This window comes from Leptothoe kymatousa TAU-MAC 1615 (genome assembly GCF_018739865.1).
Taxonomy (GTDB): domain Bacteria; phylum Cyanobacteriota; class Cyanobacteriia; order Phormidesmidales; family Phormidesmidaceae; genus Leptothoe; species Leptothoe kymatousa.
In genome coordinates this window covers 169970-186565 of the sequence record NZ_JADOER010000011.1, presented here as the reverse complement: position 1 = coordinate 186565, position 16596 = coordinate 169970, and the positions used below count along the sequence as shown (strand labels likewise).

The following is a 16596-nucleotide window of genomic DNA, read 5'->3' as shown; positions in this document are numbered from 1 at the left end:
GCCTAAATAGAGTTTTTGATAGAAGGTGGCTAGAAGCTTTCAAACCCTCAATATGAGGAAGCTTCAAGCATCAAATTGCCAACCCAGCAAGTGGCAAAGCGCACCGCATAATACCATCACTGTACCCAACATTAGGGGGGGATGCGCAAGGCCATAGCCCTGTCATACCCGCTATTTCAAGGCTGAGATAGCTGTTTGGGAACGTATAGAATCTGGACCAAAAGACCAAACTCCAATGACCTAGAAATTCGTCAATCCTGTTTGTCATCAGGTAACTAGGCCAACTATAAGTAGCTTTTAAAATAAAAATTAGACAGTGACAATAGATATTTAAAGCTTGCAGCTAATACTAACCCAAATGGGTGAGGATTATTTGACCTGACCTATCAAGAATTCTTAGTGCAAAATGCCGCTGTGTAAAGGTCTGATGTATTTTTTGGGTTTTCGGGAACTGGGCGTAGACACATTAGAACATTGCCGATTTGAACCATGAACTCATCAAGATTTTTGATGGTCAACGGTGGGATATCAAACAAACTGTGACGTGGTTTTCCCTCGGTTCCCTATGGTTTAGACGCGATCGCAAAATACGTTCAAACGGCTGGTCCGAATCTAGTGCCGCGATCGTTGGAGTCAGCCTACTCTGCCCTTTACTTATTGTCTGGCGGTGTCATGGGGGTTTGCGAGGCGGCCCAGGCGACTACGGCCTTAGCTAACTCAGGGTTAAAGGGTTTGATGATCGTCATCACCGATGGGCCAGCCAATATTTGCAGAAAGGCTTGACTGATGGTGTTGCGTTGATTGACTAAATAAATACTGACCAGGGTAAGGGCCACACCGCACCATTGCACCCCGGTTAGGTTTTCCGACAACAGCGATGTGCTAAAGGACAGGGCAAAGACCGGTGTTAAAAATGTGAGGGCGCTCAGGCTGGTTAAGTTGCCCTTGGAGGCCAAATAGAAAAAGATGCCGTAGGCAATGGCACTACCAAAAATAGTGGCGTAGAGAATGGCAAACCATCCCGGTAGAGTGATGCTTTGCCACTGTTGCGTTTCGGTATAAGCCGATAGCCCCAGTAATGGGATGCCGCCGATGACCATATGCCAGCCCGTTGCCACGACGGGGTCCACATGGCGAGAGACATAGGCAATCATGACGGTACCAACAGCCATCGATAAGGCTGCCAGTAGCATCAACCACTCACCCCGCTCCAGTAGCATCAACCAAAAACTATCTGCAGCGGTGAGGGGCACCGAAAACGAGGGCAGTTGCCAATGCCCTGTGGAGAAGCCCGTGGTGAGCCTAGAACCGAGTTCTAAAACCCAATGATCCGGTAGGCCGAGAAAGCTGATGCCGATGATGCCAATGATTAATCCAATCCATCCCAGCGGCCCCACCACTTCTTGAAATAGAAAGCGTGCCATCAGCGCCACGGCGATGGGTTGGGAGTCGATCATGACTGACCCTAGACCGGCGCCGGTGCGCTGTAATCCCTCTGCTAGAAACCCTTGGAATAGGGTGCCATCGATCAGGGCAAAGCCTCCAATCCAAGCCCACCCTTTCCAGGTTTGGGGCTGTTTACGCCCGAGGATGGAGGCCGCTATTAACACCAGCAGACCAGCGGGCAATAACCGGAGGGTGGCTAAAAATAATGGAGTGGTTGTGTCAATCACCCCCTTCATAGCTACCATGGCCGTACCCCATAAAAAGAAGGGCGCAATTAATAGGGGGGTGGGAGTCTTGTCTGGGTTAAGCGCCATGCAGCAAGGAATATATCGGCTACCGTTAGCCTTATCATAAAGGAATGTTAAGTTTCGATGGCGGTTCTTGCCAGCCCACAGTCAATTTACTTGCCTACCAAACTTGGGCAAGTGGGTTAATAATTGAAGCTTTTGGTTGTTTATCACGTTGTTGTCTATGATTTGGCCATTCAAGCCACGATTTCGCAAGCAGATTGCCCGTATTGAAATTTCTGGCGCAATCGCTGGTGGGACCCGAAAACGAGTGCTGGAGGCCCTTGAAGAGGTTAAGGAAAAGAAGTTTCCAGCATTACTGCTGCGGATTGATAGTCCCGGTGGAACGGTGGGGGATTCTCAGGAAATTTATAGCGCCCTGAAGCAGCTGCAGGAAACGGTAAAAATTGTCGCCAGTTTTGGTAATATCTCCGCCTCGGGCGGTGTCTATATCGGCATGGGCGCCCAGCATATTGTCACCAACCCCGGCACGATCACGGGCAGCATTGGGGTGATTTTGCGAGGGAATAACCTGGAGCGACTGCTGGATAAGATTGGGGTTTCTTTTAAGGTAATCAAGTCTGGCCCGTATAAAGATATTTTGTCGTTTGATCGGGAATTGACCCAGCCAGAGCAAACAATTTTGCAGGAGCTTATTGACGTTAGCTACGGTCAGTTTGTTTCGACTGTGGCGACTGCGCGTAATCTTGATGAAGAGACGGTGCGTGGGTTTGCCGATGGTCGCATTTTTACCGGTGCCCAAGCGTTAGATCTGGGCGTGGTAGATCGTCTGGGGACTGAGGCCGATGCTCGTCGTTGGGCGGCTGAGCTAGCGGGGCTAGATCCAGAAAAAACTGAGGTTTATACGATTGAAGAGCGTAAGCCGTTTTGGAATAAGTTTGTGTCGGGGAACAATCAGGCTGCTGCTTGGATAAGTCCACAGGTTTTGAACTGGTTGGAGTTTGAGATGGCCTATCAGGGGGTGCCGCTGTGGATGTATCAGGTGCCCAGGGCGACATTGCCTGGAGCGTTTGGTAAATAATCTGCGTGTGGGCGGCATTTAGAATACCTGGAACAGGCTACGCTATCTAAATATTAGGGAGTTGGCTGGTGAGCGGCCGATCGAGGTACTACGAGGAATGGTCAATATGCAGCAAGGGGACGTGGGTGACTGGCGAGTACGGGCAATTCGAGGGGCCACCACTGTATCTGAAAATTCGGTAACGGCTATGGCTGAGGCGGTGACTGAGCTGCTGGATGCGTTTGAGGATAATAATCCAATTACTACCGATGACATGATCAGTGTGACGTTCTCGGTGACGTCGGATTTAGATGCGATTTTCCCTGCTGCGATCGCACGACAACGCCCAAACTGGGATACTGTTCCCCTGCTAGATGTGCAACATATGCAGGTGGCCGGCAGCCTACCCATGTGTATTCGCTTTTTAATCCATGCCTACATGGCCATTCCCCAGGCCAATATCTACCATCCCTATCTGCGGGGCGCTAGCGGTCTTAGACCCGACTTAGCTAGCCTGACTGCCTAATGCGGGTAGCTGCCATAGCTTTAGATCAAAAAAAGCCGGTGCCTTTCCAAAGGCACCGGCTTTTTTTAAGAGTCCTTTTTGTGATGATGGAAACGAATGCCCAGAAAAATATCGTAAACAAAGCCCCAAAAATCCTTTCGCCGCATTAACCCTAAGGATTGGGGTGACCCCTTTTCATCCAATAGTGGCTTCATCAACTCGTAGGCAGGCTTGTACTTATACCAAGGAATAGAGGGCCAGAGATGATGCACCAGGTGATAGTTCTGGCCCATGATCAATAGGTTTAGCACTTGCCCCGGATAGACCCTGGCATTTTTCCAGCGATTCCGTTCCTCAAAGGGACGATGGGGTAAATAGTCGAAAAATAGGCCTAGGGCTACACCCATCACTAACGCGGGGGCAAACCAGTAGTTGGCAAAATAATCGAGAAAGTCAAAACGGTAGGCGGAATAAATCAATAGACCGACCGTTAAGCGACTTAAAAACCACTCAAGCAATTCATACTTCTTCCACAACCGGCGCTGAAAGAAGTAAATCTCATGGTAGAAAAACCTTGGTGCAATCAGCAACAGAGGCCCACAGGTGGAGACGAAGTGGTCAGGATCGTTTTCCGGGTCATTCACATTGGCGTGGTGCTGTAGGTGCACGCGGGTGAATACGGGAAATGTAAAGCCGAGCATGAGAGCACTGCCGTGGCCCAAGATGGCATTCACAATTCGATTGCTATGGGCTGAATTGTGGGACGCATCATGGATGACTGTACCCACTAGGTGGAGGGCCAGTGTATTTAATACAAAGCACATCCAATGGGGTAGATTCCACGCAAAATACCCAAACGTTGCAAGGGTAACTAGGAGAATGGCTCCTAAAAACATCAATAAATCCAGACTGACCCCACCGTCTGGATCTAAAAGCTCTTTAGGTACTCGTCTGAGCACCGTTGCAGGGCGCGTTGCCACCGAAACCACAGAAATACTCCTTCACACCTATGTTTCGAAGTATACGCTACCTAGAGGGGATAATAAAGTTTTGTGACGTTATCTCATCTATCTGTTACATCCCTTGCCTAGGGGAATGAGAGTTTATCCAAGGGAGGTGGGCTGTTTTTTCCTATGGACGTGTGAGGGCAAAATCTCTTATGTGTGGCAGAGATTTTTTTGTTTCTAAGGTTTCAGATTTTGGCTGTGGGTGAGCGTAGGGGTGAGTGAAGCGGAAGCGAACCCCGGCATGCTACTATCCGGTGGTTTGCTTAACACATATTTGCATCCAGAATTATTGTTTTTCGTTGAACTAACAATGATCGTTTCTTTTTGGATGTGTCAAACCCACTAACGGCTAGCCCACGGACAAAGCACTATGCCACTGCGCCACGCCCTGCGGCGGACTAAAATCGTATCCACTATTGGTCCGGCAACCCAGGATCCTGCTACGTTGCGATCGCTGATTGAAGCCGGTGCCACTACCCTGCGTTTGAACTTTTCCCATGGGACCCATGACGATCATCAGCGCAGTATTCGCTTAATTCGTCAGATTTCGTTCGAACTCAACCAGCCCGTTGGCATCCTGCAAGATTTGCAGGGGCCCAAAATTCGCTTGGGTAAGTTCGAAAATGGTTCCATTCGTCTAAAGACTGGCGATAGCTTTATCCTGACCAGCCGCCAACTGCCTGGCACCCAAACCATTAGCTCTGTTACCTATGAGCCCCTGGTCGAAGAAGTGCCCACCGATGCCACCATTCTGCTGGATGACGGCAAAGTGGAAATGAAGGTGGTTGGCAAGGACATGGAAAAGCGTGAACTGCACTGTGAAGTGGTAGTCGGTGGCAAATTGTCCAACAGTAAGGGCGTCAATTTCCCTGGGGTTTACCTATCCATCAAAGCCCTCACCGATAAAGATAAGGTAGACCTTGCCTTTGGCTTAGACCAAGGCGTAGATTGGGTCGCCCTCAGCTTTGTGCGCAATCCCCAAGATGTCTTAGAGATCAAAGAAATTATCTCCAATGCGGGCAAGCGTGTGCCCGTCATCGTCAAAATTGAAAAACACGAAGCCATTGAGCAGATGGAGGCAATTTTGTCCCTGTCTGATGGTGTCATGGTGGCGCGGGGCGATTTAGGCGTAGAACTACCCGCCGAAGACGTGCCCATTCTCCAGAAGCGTTTAATTACCACCGCCAACCGTTTGGGTATTCCAGTGATTACGGCCACCCAAATGTTGGACAGCATGGTGAGTAATCCTCGACCCACAAGGGCCGAAGTATCTGATGTGGCCAATGCCATCCTCGACGGTACTGACGCGGTCATGCTGTCCAATGAAACCGCGGTCGGAGAATACCCAGTAGAAGCCGTTGCGACCATGGCCAAAATTGCTCGGCGCACTGAAAAAGAGCAAATTACCCAAAACTCATTGGATACGGTGACCAGTCGCACTATTCCCAACGCCATTAGCCGTGCGGTAGGGCAAATTGCCTCCCAGCTAGATGCGGCCGCCATTATGTCGTTGACCAAGACCGGCGCTACCGCTCGCAACGTATCCAAATTCCGCCCTCGCACCCCCATCCTGGCCGTTACGCCCCACGTCGAGGTCGCCCGCCGGTTGCAGTTAGTTTGGGGAGTAAAGCCTCTACTGGTAGTGGATTTACCTTCCAGTAATCAAACATTTAACTCAGCGGTTAACGTAGCCCAAGAAAAAGAACTGCTCCATGACGGTGATTTAGTGGTGATGACCGCCGGTACCTTGCAGGGGGTTTCCGGCTCCACAGATTTAATTAAAGTGGAATTGGTGACCGCAGTACTAGGCCATGGCAAGGGCATTGGTGAAGGTGTAGCCACTGGTCGCGCCCGCGTCCTCAGTAAGGCCCTGGCCGCTGGCAACTTCAACCCTGGTGAAATATTAGTCGTGTCCAATACCAGCGCTGACTATGTCGATTTAATTCGACATGCTGGGGGCATTATCACGGAAGACCCGAGCTCCAACGGCCATGCCGCAGTTCTCGGCCTCCGCCTTGGCATTCCCGTATTGGTAGGCGTGGAAAATGCTACCGGCATTATCCGTGACGGCACCATCGTCACTATTGATGCCAAGCGCGGTATGGTCTTTTCGGGGGCCACCAATGTGCCTCGGGAAATGACCATGGCCCATTAAGTAAGCTCGACCTTAAAACCTTGAACGGACATAAATAAGCAGCCGAGCAGAGAAGCGTCAGGCCCCTCTCTGCTCGGCTACTGTGTATGGGCCTTAATGGACCACCAAAAACAAACTCAGGCGATTAGCGACTCCAGGCAACATAGGGGAGGTTCGCCGCTGTGGCCTTGATCTGTTCTGCCCCTTGCAATAACTGGCCACAGGCATCCCAGGTGCCACTCATCAGCATTTGACGGTTACCTTCCTTAATGGAAACGGGATGTGAGCCACTGTCACCCGTCACGGTCAACTGGTCTAAATCCAGAGTGAGGTCAGTATTGGGTGACTGTGCTATCAGCGCTTGTAGCTGGCCAATAATGTCCGGTGTTGCTGTGACACAGGGCATGCCAATCGCAACACAGTTGCCTAGAAAAATTTCTGCAAAACTTTCCCCAATAATGGCTTGAATTCCCCAGCGCATAATTGCCTGGGGGGCGTGTTCGCGGGATGACCCACAGCCAAAATTGCTGTTAACGACTAATATTTTTGCCCCTTGATACTGAGCCTGATCAAACGCGTGGTTGCCGCCGGTTCTATCGTCGGCAAATACATTTTCACCGAGGCCATCAAACGTGACGCAGCGGAGGAAACGAGCCGGAATAATCCGATCCGTATCGATATCGTTGCCTAGTAAGGGAATGCCGCGGCCGGTAACGGTGGTGATTTTGGATATTGTCTGAGCCATGGAAAAAATGCCGTTGCTGCTTTCAGAAGTTAAACCAACGTGTAAAACATGCCGTTCAAGTTCTCTATGGTAGCTTGATACCCGTCGTCCGAGCAGACTTTCCCCTGGCCGACATAGCTAGCTGCCCACCGTGTTCGCATGGGCAACGCAAAAGACCCCGAGGCCAGGGCCGAGTATTAGCTGCCGACGGGCATTAAAAGCATAAATAGAGTAACGACTCCCCTTGGGCAGAAAATGCCTGCCCAAGGGGAGTCGTGATCGGTGCGAGCCTAGGCTACTTATTCGATTTCGTATAGAAACTCTAGGTCCCGGTGGTCTGGAGTGTTACTACGGTCGTAATAGGGATGATTCGTGAGCCACATGGACTGATAGGGCTGCAGTTCATAGACGGCTTGTAGGTCATCAACGGGGGCTCCGCTGATGAGATCCATCCAGGTGTCAGTGTTGACCAGATTTAGGGCGCTGAGCTCTAATTTATGGGGCTGATCGCTGAGGTTGTGGATCGAGAAAATGCTCTGATCGCGGGCAACGCTCTGGCGCCAGAAGGCCAAAATGGCAGGATTTTCTGGGTGTAGGGTGTACTGTGTGGCATTGGGGTGGAAGGCTTTTTGCTGACGACGAATTTGAATCAGTCGGGATAGTTCTTTCAGCACGATGGCCTGGGGCGATTGTTCATCGGCAAGTCGTTGGCTAAGTTCGACTTTATCCCAGGAGTGACGGTTAATGGAACGATTACGGCCAGTGGCTTTCATCCCTTCCACATCATTAGGCGTGGCCAGTAAACTATGCAGATAAAAGGCGGGAATGCCTTCTAAGGACATCATCACTGTCTGGGAGCAGATAAACCGTTCGATTTGCCATTGATCGATACCTTTGGCAGTCCCTTTGCAGGCATCAAAGAGGGAAATGTTGATCTCGTAGGGAGACTCGCTGCCGTCCGCTTTACTGCGCATACTGATTTGCGCACCAAAGTTTCGCATGGTGTCGATCAGGGTGTTGAATTCCTGCGCTTCGAGCAGGCCTTCGGTCGGGCGTAGACCAATGCCGTCATGGGAGGCAGTGAAATTAAAGTAGGCACAACCAATGGGGGCTGGGGGCATACTCATCATCCAGGTTTTGAGATGGTCGGCGCGCCCTTGCATTAAGGCGTTCAGCAGTAAGGGAGGCAAGCTGAAGTTGTAGATCATGTGGGCTTCATTGCGATCTCCGAAGTAGCTCAGGTTTTCGCGATTCGGCACATTGGTCTCGGTAATCAGCGCCACGCCGGGATCTACCATCTGTAGAATTTCTCGAAACGCTTGAATGATGGCGTGGGTTTCAGGTAAATGAATACAGCAAGTGCCCAAGGACTTCCACAAAAAGCCAACGGCGTCTAAGCGAATATATCTAGCGCCATGGCCCACGTAGTCCAAAATGATTTTGACAAATTCTAGGAAGACGTCAGGATTTTCATAGTTTAGGTCCACCTGATCGGCGCTAAAGGTGGTCCACACATGTTGGATGCCCCCGTGGGTCTCAACAGGCGTGAGAACCGGGCTACTGCGAGGGCGCACAACCTCTGCGGTGTGGGTATCTTTTGGCAGACTAATAAAGTAATCACGCCCTGGCAGTTGATTGTGCTTAAACTGCTCAAACCATTCGCTTTGACTGGAAACGTGGTTGGCAACGAGATCGAACATCAAATTGAAATTACGACCAATGGCCTCTACATCGGCCCAGTTGCCAAGCTCAGGATTGACCTCTAGAAAATCAATGACTGAAAAGCCATCATCCGAGCTGTAGGGAAAAAATGGCAGGATATGAACGCCCGTTACCGTGTCCGATAAGTGGGTGTTTAAAAACTGGTGTAGCGTTTGTAATGGAGAGGTGTCTTCACCGACAATGCTATCGCCATAGGTAATCAGCAGTACCTTATCTTGATCCCACTTGCCTAGGTCTTCTCGAGCATGAGCTTTAAGAGATGCCTTCGTTAGTTCAAATAACCGTGGTAAGAGCACGTCGATTTGTTCTGTGCTGTATACACGGGTTAACAGAGGACGAATCTTGGCACTGAACTTCTCAAAAGAAATGGTAGGTTGCGACGTGGTTAACATGAATAATTAAGCTTGATGTGATAGTTTCATTGAGCAGTAGATGCGAATAGCAGGGGAGCATAGATACAAAAATCTATGGCTCAAGGTAACCCTTGCTCCTGCAAGGACCCTTGCTCCTACGAGCTCCATCTATTCCCGGTGGTTTAAATGTTTGGCGTTGCTGATTCAGGGTAATCGTGTCTGAAAGTACTGTTAGACAGTCTGTTTGCCAGACGCTTTAATCCAAATCAGTAACAGCAATGTCTAGCGAGTTTTTGAATAATTGGCTCAATTCAGGCCTATTTGGGACAGCTTAACTCAAGCAGCTGAATAATTCACTACCTAAATTGGCTATCTTGTGATGAGGCCAATAGCAAAAATAACCGAGCCCTAAATTGTGGCTATGGATACATAGAGTATCACCGGTTTTTGGAGCAGATCTGAGTTGCAGGACAAATATCGAATATGCTTCATATCTCGCAATAAACTCTAAAGCCTGTGTAAACACGGGAATTTCTTGAACATTAGAGTTGGTAAAAAAAAGGTATTTGACGGTTAGTCAAATACCCACGTGTCATATTTTCAAGCAGCACTGACTGATCACTGACTGATGCTCTACACCATGTGGGGATGCTCTGACATTTCCTGGAGCATGCTCAGGGGTAGGATCAAATAACGCTGATGAATTTTAAGCCACCCTTCGTTGCGAAAGTCTCTGAGTAATCGAGTAACGGTTACGCGTGTCGTGCCAATGGTGGTAGCTAGCTGGTGATGGGTTAACCGAATGGTTAGCTTTACGCCTTGGGTTTCTACTTGGCCAAATTCTTGGGCCAACATAATTAATAACTGACGCAGGCGGTCGGCAACTAACCGTTTGCCAGACAATGCTAGCCAAGCTTCGGTCTGTTGCAGGCGTCTGGATAGGTGGGAGAACAACCCGGCCATTAATGTGGGCGAGTTTTCTAACTCTGCCATCGATAGCGGTAGCACGTCTATTTTAGTTAAAGCCGTTGCCCAGTAGGGAGTCACGCTGGTGAGGCTAAGGCCGAACGGCATGGAAGGACCGGCTAGACCCAACAATGTTTCACTGCCATCGGGATGAATGGTGTGGAGTTGGACAATGCCTCGACAAATAATATAAATTTCACCACGTCGCAGCGGAATGCTTTGACCTGCCGGAAAATGGGTCAAGTTTCGCTCATGGTAAAGCTCTTCGAGGAGGGCAATGTATTGGTCGGATGACCGAGTTCGGTGGGTTAGTTGAGATGCTGACATGGAAAGACTAGGTCCCTGTGAGTGCTATGGGAGCAATCGACAGCAGAGATATATTTTCGCCAATGGCAGTGTGACTCTGCTAGGTGTAAAGTTGTTACTGCTGTTTGGGCGTACTCCTTGGGTGCAAACGCATAGCTTTGAAAGCAAGGGCTATAGTTCGACTTAACAGCAGTGAGATACGGTTCGCTTAGTCGATATTACTGGCATGATTAAGGGCAAGAATTAACGCAAGGTAATCAAAAGGTTAAGGAAAGCAAAACCTTTGGATGTTGTTGATTTCTAATTGTCGAGAGAATTTTTGGCTCTTTATTTTATGGTTGGCCAGCGGGTTGGCTGTAGGTCTTTATGCCAGCTGGCGGACATCGCTGACTTTGCCATTGATGGCGGCCAATGCAACCATGGCGGGACTCATGAGGAGAGTGCGCCCTGAGGCTGAACCTTGGCGGCCTTTGAAGTTGCGGTTAGAAGAGGAGGCGCTGATTTGGCGTCCTTGTAATTTATCGGGATTCATGGCGAGACACATGGAGCATCCAGGTTCTCTCCATTCAAATCCGGCATTTAGAAAGATTTTGTCTAGGCCCTCGGCTTCGGCCTGTTGCTTGACTTGTTCGGACCCTGAAACGACGAAGGCTTTAATGCCTTGGGCCACTTGTCGTCCTTGGGCCACTTTCGCGGCTTCTCGTAAGTCGCTGAGGCGACCATTGGTGCAACTGCCGATAAAGCAGACATCAATGGGGGTGCCTAACATGGGCTGGCCCGGATCCAGGTCCATGTAGGTATAGGCTTCTTGAATTAGGGCCTGTTCATCTTTGGTAAAGGAGGCCAGGGCGGGGATGGCTTCATCTACGCCGATGGCTTGGTCTGGGCTAATGCCCCAGGTCACGGTGGGGGCAATGTCTTTGGCGTCGAAGACAACGGCATCGTCGTATTCGGCGTTGGCATCGCTACGCAGGCTTTCCCACCAATCGATGGCTTGGGTGAAGGTGTCTCCTGTGGGGGCAAATTTGCGATCGCGTAAATAATCGTAGGTCACCTGGTCGGGGTTGACATAGCCGCAACGCGCGCCCCCTTCGATGGACATATTGCACAGGGTCATGCGCTCTTCCATGGACATGGCCTCGATGGTGCTACCGGCATACTCATAGGCGTAGCCTGCACCGCCTTTTGCCCCGAGAGTGCGAATAATGTGGAGGATAACGTCCTTGGCATAGACGCCTGGGGCTAGGTCCCCGTTCACTTCGATGCGGCGTACCTTTAGCTTTTCTAGGGAGAGGGTTTGGGTGGCGAGTACATCGCGAACCTGGCTGGTGCCAATGCCAAAGGAGATGGCCCCGAAGGCGCCGTGGGTCGAGGTGTGGCTGTCGCCGCAGGCAATGGTCATGCCCGGCTGGGTGAGGCCTTGTTCTGGGGCGATCACATGGACAATGCCTTGGCTGCCAGAGCCCACATTAAAAAAGCGAATGTCGTTGGTTTGGGTATTATTTTCCAGCGCGACAATCATGTCCTCGGCCAGGTTGTCGGCAAAGGGACGGGCCTGATTTTCGGTGGGCACAATGTGGTCCACCGTGGCGACGGTGCGCTCAGGAAACATGACCTGGAGGTTGAGATCGCGCAGCATGGCAAATGCCTGGGGGCTAGTGACCTCGTGGATCAAATGCAGGCCAATAAAAAGCTGAGTCTGCCCGGACGGCAATGTGGTGACCGCGTGCAAATCCCAAACTTTGTCAAATAATGTGCCCTTGCTCATGAGCTGCCTCTGCCTAACCGAAAATGCCTAACCAAAAAAATTGCTAGGCTTTCCATTCTAGCCCTAGAGGTTGCCATTCGACCTAGTTTCTAAAGCACATTAATGGTGCTTAATAGGTTTCCAATGGAGGACAAACGGTCAATGAACATGATTCAATGGATTACTATACGGCTTTTTTTCTTTTTATAAGGAGTTTGGTGATGGCTGGAGCAGTAGTCTATTTGGTAATTCTGTTGGGCGGAGCAGGCGCTGGTATTGGCCTTTACTACGGTCTGAAGTCTGCAAAGCTAATTTAAGACGTCAGCCAAAAATCAATACTTAAAAACGCAGGTAGAAAGTGCCATTAGCTTTTCTACCTGCGTTTTTGTCTGGCGGGGACCGCTGCGGCAGGGCTAGTTGTAGCCTGTGGGCGGCTGGCCAAGATGCCAATGCTGGCCACAATAAACCAGCTGAGTACATTAATGCGGGCGTCAAACAAAGTGACATCAAATAGGGCAAATAGAATGCAGCCCGTAAATGCCAGCACGTAGCTAAGCAAAATGGGATGCCCTTCACCTGTGGTGAGGCACCTAATGCCCCCGACATAGGAGCGCCCTACCACCCAACAGGCCATCAGCATGGTGGGAATGCCGGTGTCGCCAGCTAAATAGAGCCAAAGATTGTGGGGATGAAACAAGCGTTCATGGTCAGTGACGCTAAAGGGCACATACTGATCACTAAAGCCCCCTAGCCCCCATCCCATCAGGGGGCGCTGTTGGATGAGATCCCAGGAAATTTGCCAGGCGGCGATGCGAGGGTCGTTGGTAAATAGGCCTAAACTTATGGCCCGCCCGCCAAACCCTAGGGTGGCCAGGCCAGCGGCCATCGCCCCCAGCACCCCTAGACCCAGGAGCCAGACCCAGCGATGCTGGCGGGCGCAGTAGCCAGCAATCGCTAATAAAACAAGGGCGGCTAGCAGTCCGTTGCGGGAGCTAGTACAAAATATGCCTATCCCCGCCAGTGCCACTGCCATCGCCACCGCCAGCACCATTTTGCTAGAAAGCTTGCTATGGCGATTGGCCAGTAGCAGCCCTAGGCCCAGCCCTAGGATAATCACCAGATAGTTGCCCAAAATATTAGGGTGGCTAAGGCCGCCATGGGCCCGATGCCCGGCAAAGCTAACATCAAATATCCACTGAAATATGGCCCAGTCCCCAACCTGGGCTGTGATGCTAGGAAAGCGAACGACGTATTCCACCAGGGCCGCCATGCTAAACGGGAAAGAGCCAAGTACGAGGGCTTGGGCCGCTGTGGTGAAAAATTGGTCGGATTGGCGAAACCTGGGGGCGGTGGCCAGTACGCCGACCAGTAAAAAATAGGGCAGAAAATTTGCGAGCTGTAGCCAGCCATCGCTTTGATTGACGGCAAAACAGGCACTAATCACTAAGCCCAGGGTCAACAGCCCATAGCCCTGGTGCCATAAATAATCACGAATGTTAGGCCCTCGCTGCCATAGGGCTACTAGCATCAGGGTGACTAAGATGGCCAAGCTCAAATAGCTAGCAAAGGGTAATACCACTAAAGCCCCCAGCCATAGCCAGTCATACCAAGATTTAGCATCCAAAATGGATAGAGGATTCTGGGGGGGTGTTTCTCGGTAAGACTTTTGTTCAAACATGTTGCATCTGCAATGCTTTAGTAGATGGCATTATTCCCCTGATGGGCAGGGGGGATCAACTAATATGCGCCGTCTCCTACGAGCACCACCCAAACGGTACGAATAAGAATATAAAGGTCTAGCCACACTGACCAGTTGCGCACATAGTAGGCGTCTAAATTAACCCGTTCTTCATAGGTAATATTATTGCGGCCTGAGACTTGCCATAGGCCCGTCAGCCCTGGTAGGACCTGGGTGTAGAGTTCAAATTTATCGGCGTATCGACGGACTTCGTCATGGACGATGGGCCGGGGACCCACGAGGCTCATTTCCCCTCGTAGTACGTTCCAGAGCTGGGGCAGTTCGTCTAAGCTGGTGCGCCGTAACCATCGCCCCAGCCGCGTGATGCGGGGGTCGTATTTCAGCTTGCGGTCTTGGTTCCAGTGGCTGCGGAGTTCCGGCTGACTTTGGAGATACTCTTTGAGCACCCGATCGGCGTCGGGGACCATGGTGCGAAATTTCCAAGCCTTAAAGGGGCGACCCCGGCGACCAATGCGGACCTGTGCATAAAAAACCGGGCCTGATGAATCCAGGCGAATGGCCAATGCGATGAGGGCGATTAGCGGTAAACAGACGATGCCAACCAACAGCGTTAAACATTGATCCAACAGATTTTTGGCGAGCTTAGGGCCAGGCAGGAGCAGCTGTTGTTGGGATTCTAGGCCCAAGACTCCCCCCAGGTCCCGGGCGGCTACCCAGAGGCTGGCCATGCCAAACAGGTCGGGAATGATGAGCAGGTGAGGGAAGGCCCGCCCATAGCGCTGGGCTACGTAGAGTAGGCGGTCTCGATTTACCCCCGGCATGGCCATGATGGCGTAGGGAATCTGGTCTCGGTTGGCGAGGATGGGGGCTTGGGCTAAATTGCCGATGACGGGGACGCCTTCGAGGCTGCCGTGTTTGCCGATGTCATCATCCAGGACGGCGACTGGCTTGAGCCCCAGGGCCGGTTGGCGTTGCAAGGTGCGAATGACTAATGCCCCGGTTTCTCCAGCCCCGAGCACGAGCACTGGATATCCCCACCATGAGCGTTTGGCCACTAGGGCTCGGAGGGCGTAGCGCCCCAGCAGAGGCAAGACTGTCGAGAGTCCCCAGGCCATTAAAAAAGCGGCACGGGAATAGAGTTCTAAATCTCGAAAGAGGAAAATGGCTGACCCTAGGGTGAGATACAGCAACGTTGTTGTGAGGGTCAGTCGTCGTAATTCTTCGACGGGGCCGATGCCATGGCCTGGATATAGACCGGCGAGGCCATATCCGAGTAAAAACAAACTTAGTAGGGGCCACAGGTCCCAATAAAGGGACGGTGCATATTGGCCGTTGAACCACAGACGAACATAGACGCTGGCGATACCGGCAAGGCTAAGACACAGGGCATCACTCATGACCAACGCGCTCACCATATAGCCGGGATGAGCGTTGACTTTTAGGGATGCGATCGCAGGTTTAGTCGGCTGAGAAAGCGTCATGATTAAATCTTGCCGAGGGCGATAACCTAACTACTCTACGGGATTACCTTGCAGAAAGCCTGTATACGTTTGTTCAATACAGGCACGAAATTGCTCATGAAAACGCTCGATCGAAAATTTTTCTGCCTGGCGTCTCGATTGTTCTGGGTTTAATTCATACATACCCATTTCAAATGCATTTACGGCCTGTTCCAGACTCTTAACTGTCTGTTCCGAAAAAAGAACACCTGTTTTACCGTGGACGACCGTTTCCGCCACCCCGCCTCGACCAAAGGCAATGACAGGGGCTCCAGCCGCTTGCGCTTCCACGGGCGTAATCCCAAAATCTTCCTCTGCCGGAAAAATAAATCCCTTGCAGCGTTGCATATAGTCGGTCACCACTGCGTTGGGCTGCTGGCCCAAAAGTTTCACATTGGCACCCGCCATGGCCTCAATGCGCGACCAGTCCGAGCCATCCCCAATCACCACCAACGGCAGACCTAAGCGATTAAACGCCGCCACGGTCAGATCCACCCGTTTGTACGGCACAAACCGAGACACGGTTAAATAAAACTCTTCCCGTGGTTGTTGCCAGTCAAATCGGGACACATCCACCGGGGGATAAAGCACGGTGGCGGGGCGGCGATAGGCGCGCCAGATCCGCCGGGCAATAAACTCAGAATTGGCCAGAAACCGATCCACCCGGTTGGCGCTGGCCGTGTCCCACAGGCGCAGGTAGTGCAAAATCACGCGGGTGATAGCGCCTTTGACTCCGCGTTCCAACCCCGCTTGCTGTAGATATTGGTGTTGCAAGTCCCAGGCATAGCGAATGGGGGTGTGCACATAGCTAATGTGCAGTTGATGGGGCGCTGTCAGCACACCCTTCGCCACGGCGTGGTTGCTGGAAATCACCACATCATAGGCAGACAAATCAAATTGCTCCACCGCCAAGGGCATCAGCGGCAGGTATTGACGGAAAATTCGTTGAGCAAAGGGTAATTGTTGGATAAAGGATGTGTTTACCGTGCGATGTCCAATAAACTGACGCTGTTCCGGGGATAGAAAATCCACCAGGCTAAACAAATCGGCCTCTGGATAGAGCTGCAGAATCTGCTCTACAACTTTCTCGGAACCCGCATGGCTAGCTAACCATTCATGGACAACGGCAACACGCATATCAAAATGACGACACAAATCGTCCTAAGATTCTAGAGCAGAG

13 protein-coding genes are annotated in these 16596 nt (G+C 51.2%); 4 read left to right on the top strand and 9 right to left on the bottom strand.

The features are described from left to right. Positions 1–650 precede the first annotated feature (650 nt). Positions 651–1760 carry a DMT family transporter gene (locus IXB28_RS12425; RefSeq protein WP_215618915.1) on the bottom strand — a complete coding sequence of 370 codons (1110 nt, stop codon included), beginning with the start codon at positions 1758–1760 and terminating at the stop codon, positions 651–653. A 157-nt stretch (positions 1761–1917) separates the two neighbouring features. Here IXB28_RS12425 and sppA point away from each other — a divergent pair, with 157 nt between their 5' ends. Beyond that, on the top strand, positions 1918–2775 hold the full coding sequence (gene sppA / locus IXB28_RS12420) for a signal peptide peptidase SppA (protein ID WP_215618914.1): 858 nt from the start codon (positions 1918–1920) through the stop codon (positions 2773–2775). A gap of 106 nt (positions 2776–2881) precedes the next feature. Further along, positions 2882–3280 (top strand): chorismate mutase, encoded by a 399-nt coding sequence (gene aroH / locus IXB28_RS12415; protein WP_215619082.1) that lies wholly within the window; start codon positions 2882–2884, stop codon positions 3278–3280. A 65-nt stretch (positions 3281–3345) separates the two neighbouring features. On the opposite strand, the gene crtR is transcribed toward aroH, so the two are convergent. Then, the gene (crtR, locus tag IXB28_RS12410; RefSeq protein ID WP_215618913.1) at positions 3346–4248 is read right to left on the bottom strand and encodes a beta-carotene hydroxylase; all 903 of its coding nucleotides are present in this window, start codon (positions 4246–4248) and stop codon (positions 3346–3348) included. Between the two features lie 388 nt (positions 4249–4636). Between crtR and pyk the strand changes: the two genes are divergently transcribed. Continuing rightward, the gene (gene pyk / locus IXB28_RS12405; RefSeq protein ID WP_215618912.1) at positions 4637–6421 is read left to right on the top strand and encodes a pyruvate kinase; all 1785 of its coding nucleotides are present in this window, start codon (positions 4637–4639) and stop codon (positions 6419–6421) included. 124 nt (positions 6422–6545) lie between these two features. Here pyk and leuD read toward each other — a convergent pair whose 3' ends face one another. From leuD to leuC, 4 genes are all read right to left on the bottom strand, one after another. Beyond that, a complete protein-coding gene (gene leuD / locus IXB28_RS12400) occupies positions 6546–7145 on the bottom strand; it encodes a 3-isopropylmalate dehydratase small subunit (RefSeq protein ID WP_215618911.1) in 600 nt (199 codons plus the stop codon). A 278-nt stretch (positions 7146–7423) separates the two neighbouring features. Continuing rightward, on the bottom strand, positions 7424–9238 hold the full coding sequence (locus IXB28_RS12395) for an alpha-amylase family glycosyl hydrolase (protein WP_215618910.1): 1815 nt from the start codon (positions 9236–9238) through the stop codon (positions 7424–7426). Positions 9239–9832: 594 nt separating this feature from the next. Further along, on the bottom strand, positions 9833–10492 hold the full coding sequence (locus tag IXB28_RS12390; RefSeq protein ID WP_215618909.1) for a Crp/Fnr family transcriptional regulator: 660 nt from the start codon (positions 10490–10492) through the stop codon (positions 9833–9835). Between the two features lie 343 nt (positions 10493–10835). Further along, entirely contained in the window at positions 10836–12239 is a 1404-nt protein-coding gene (gene leuC, locus IXB28_RS12385; protein WP_215618908.1) for a 3-isopropylmalate dehydratase large subunit, read from the bottom strand. 200 nt (positions 12240–12439) lie between these two features. Here leuC and petL point away from each other — a divergent pair, with 200 nt between their 5' ends. Next, positions 12440–12535, top strand: a complete 96-nt coding sequence (petL, locus tag IXB28_RS17085; protein WP_215618907.1) for a cytochrome b6-f complex subunit PetL — start codon at positions 12440–12442, stop codon at positions 12533–12535. Positions 12536–12591: 56 nt separating this feature from the next. Here the strand turns inward: petL and IXB28_RS12375 are convergent, their stop codons facing one another. The 3 genes from IXB28_RS12375 to IXB28_RS12365 are packed head-to-tail and all read right to left on the bottom strand — an operon-like array spanning position 12592 to position 16553. Continuing rightward, positions 12592–13896 carry an O-antigen ligase family protein gene (locus tag IXB28_RS12375; RefSeq protein WP_215618906.1) on the bottom strand — a complete coding sequence of 435 codons (1305 nt, stop codon included), beginning with the start codon at positions 13894–13896 and terminating at the stop codon, positions 12592–12594. Positions 13897–13955: 59 nt separating this feature from the next. Continuing rightward, on the bottom strand, positions 13956–15398 hold the full coding sequence (gene wbaP / locus IXB28_RS12370; protein WP_215618905.1) for an undecaprenyl-phosphate galactose phosphotransferase WbaP: 1443 nt from the start codon (positions 15396–15398) through the stop codon (positions 13956–13958). Between the two features lie 30 nt (positions 15399–15428). Further along, entirely contained in the window at positions 15429–16553 is a 1125-nt protein-coding gene (locus IXB28_RS12365; protein ID WP_215618904.1) for a glycosyltransferase family 4 protein, read from the bottom strand. Between the last annotated feature and the right edge of the window lie 43 nt (positions 16554–16596).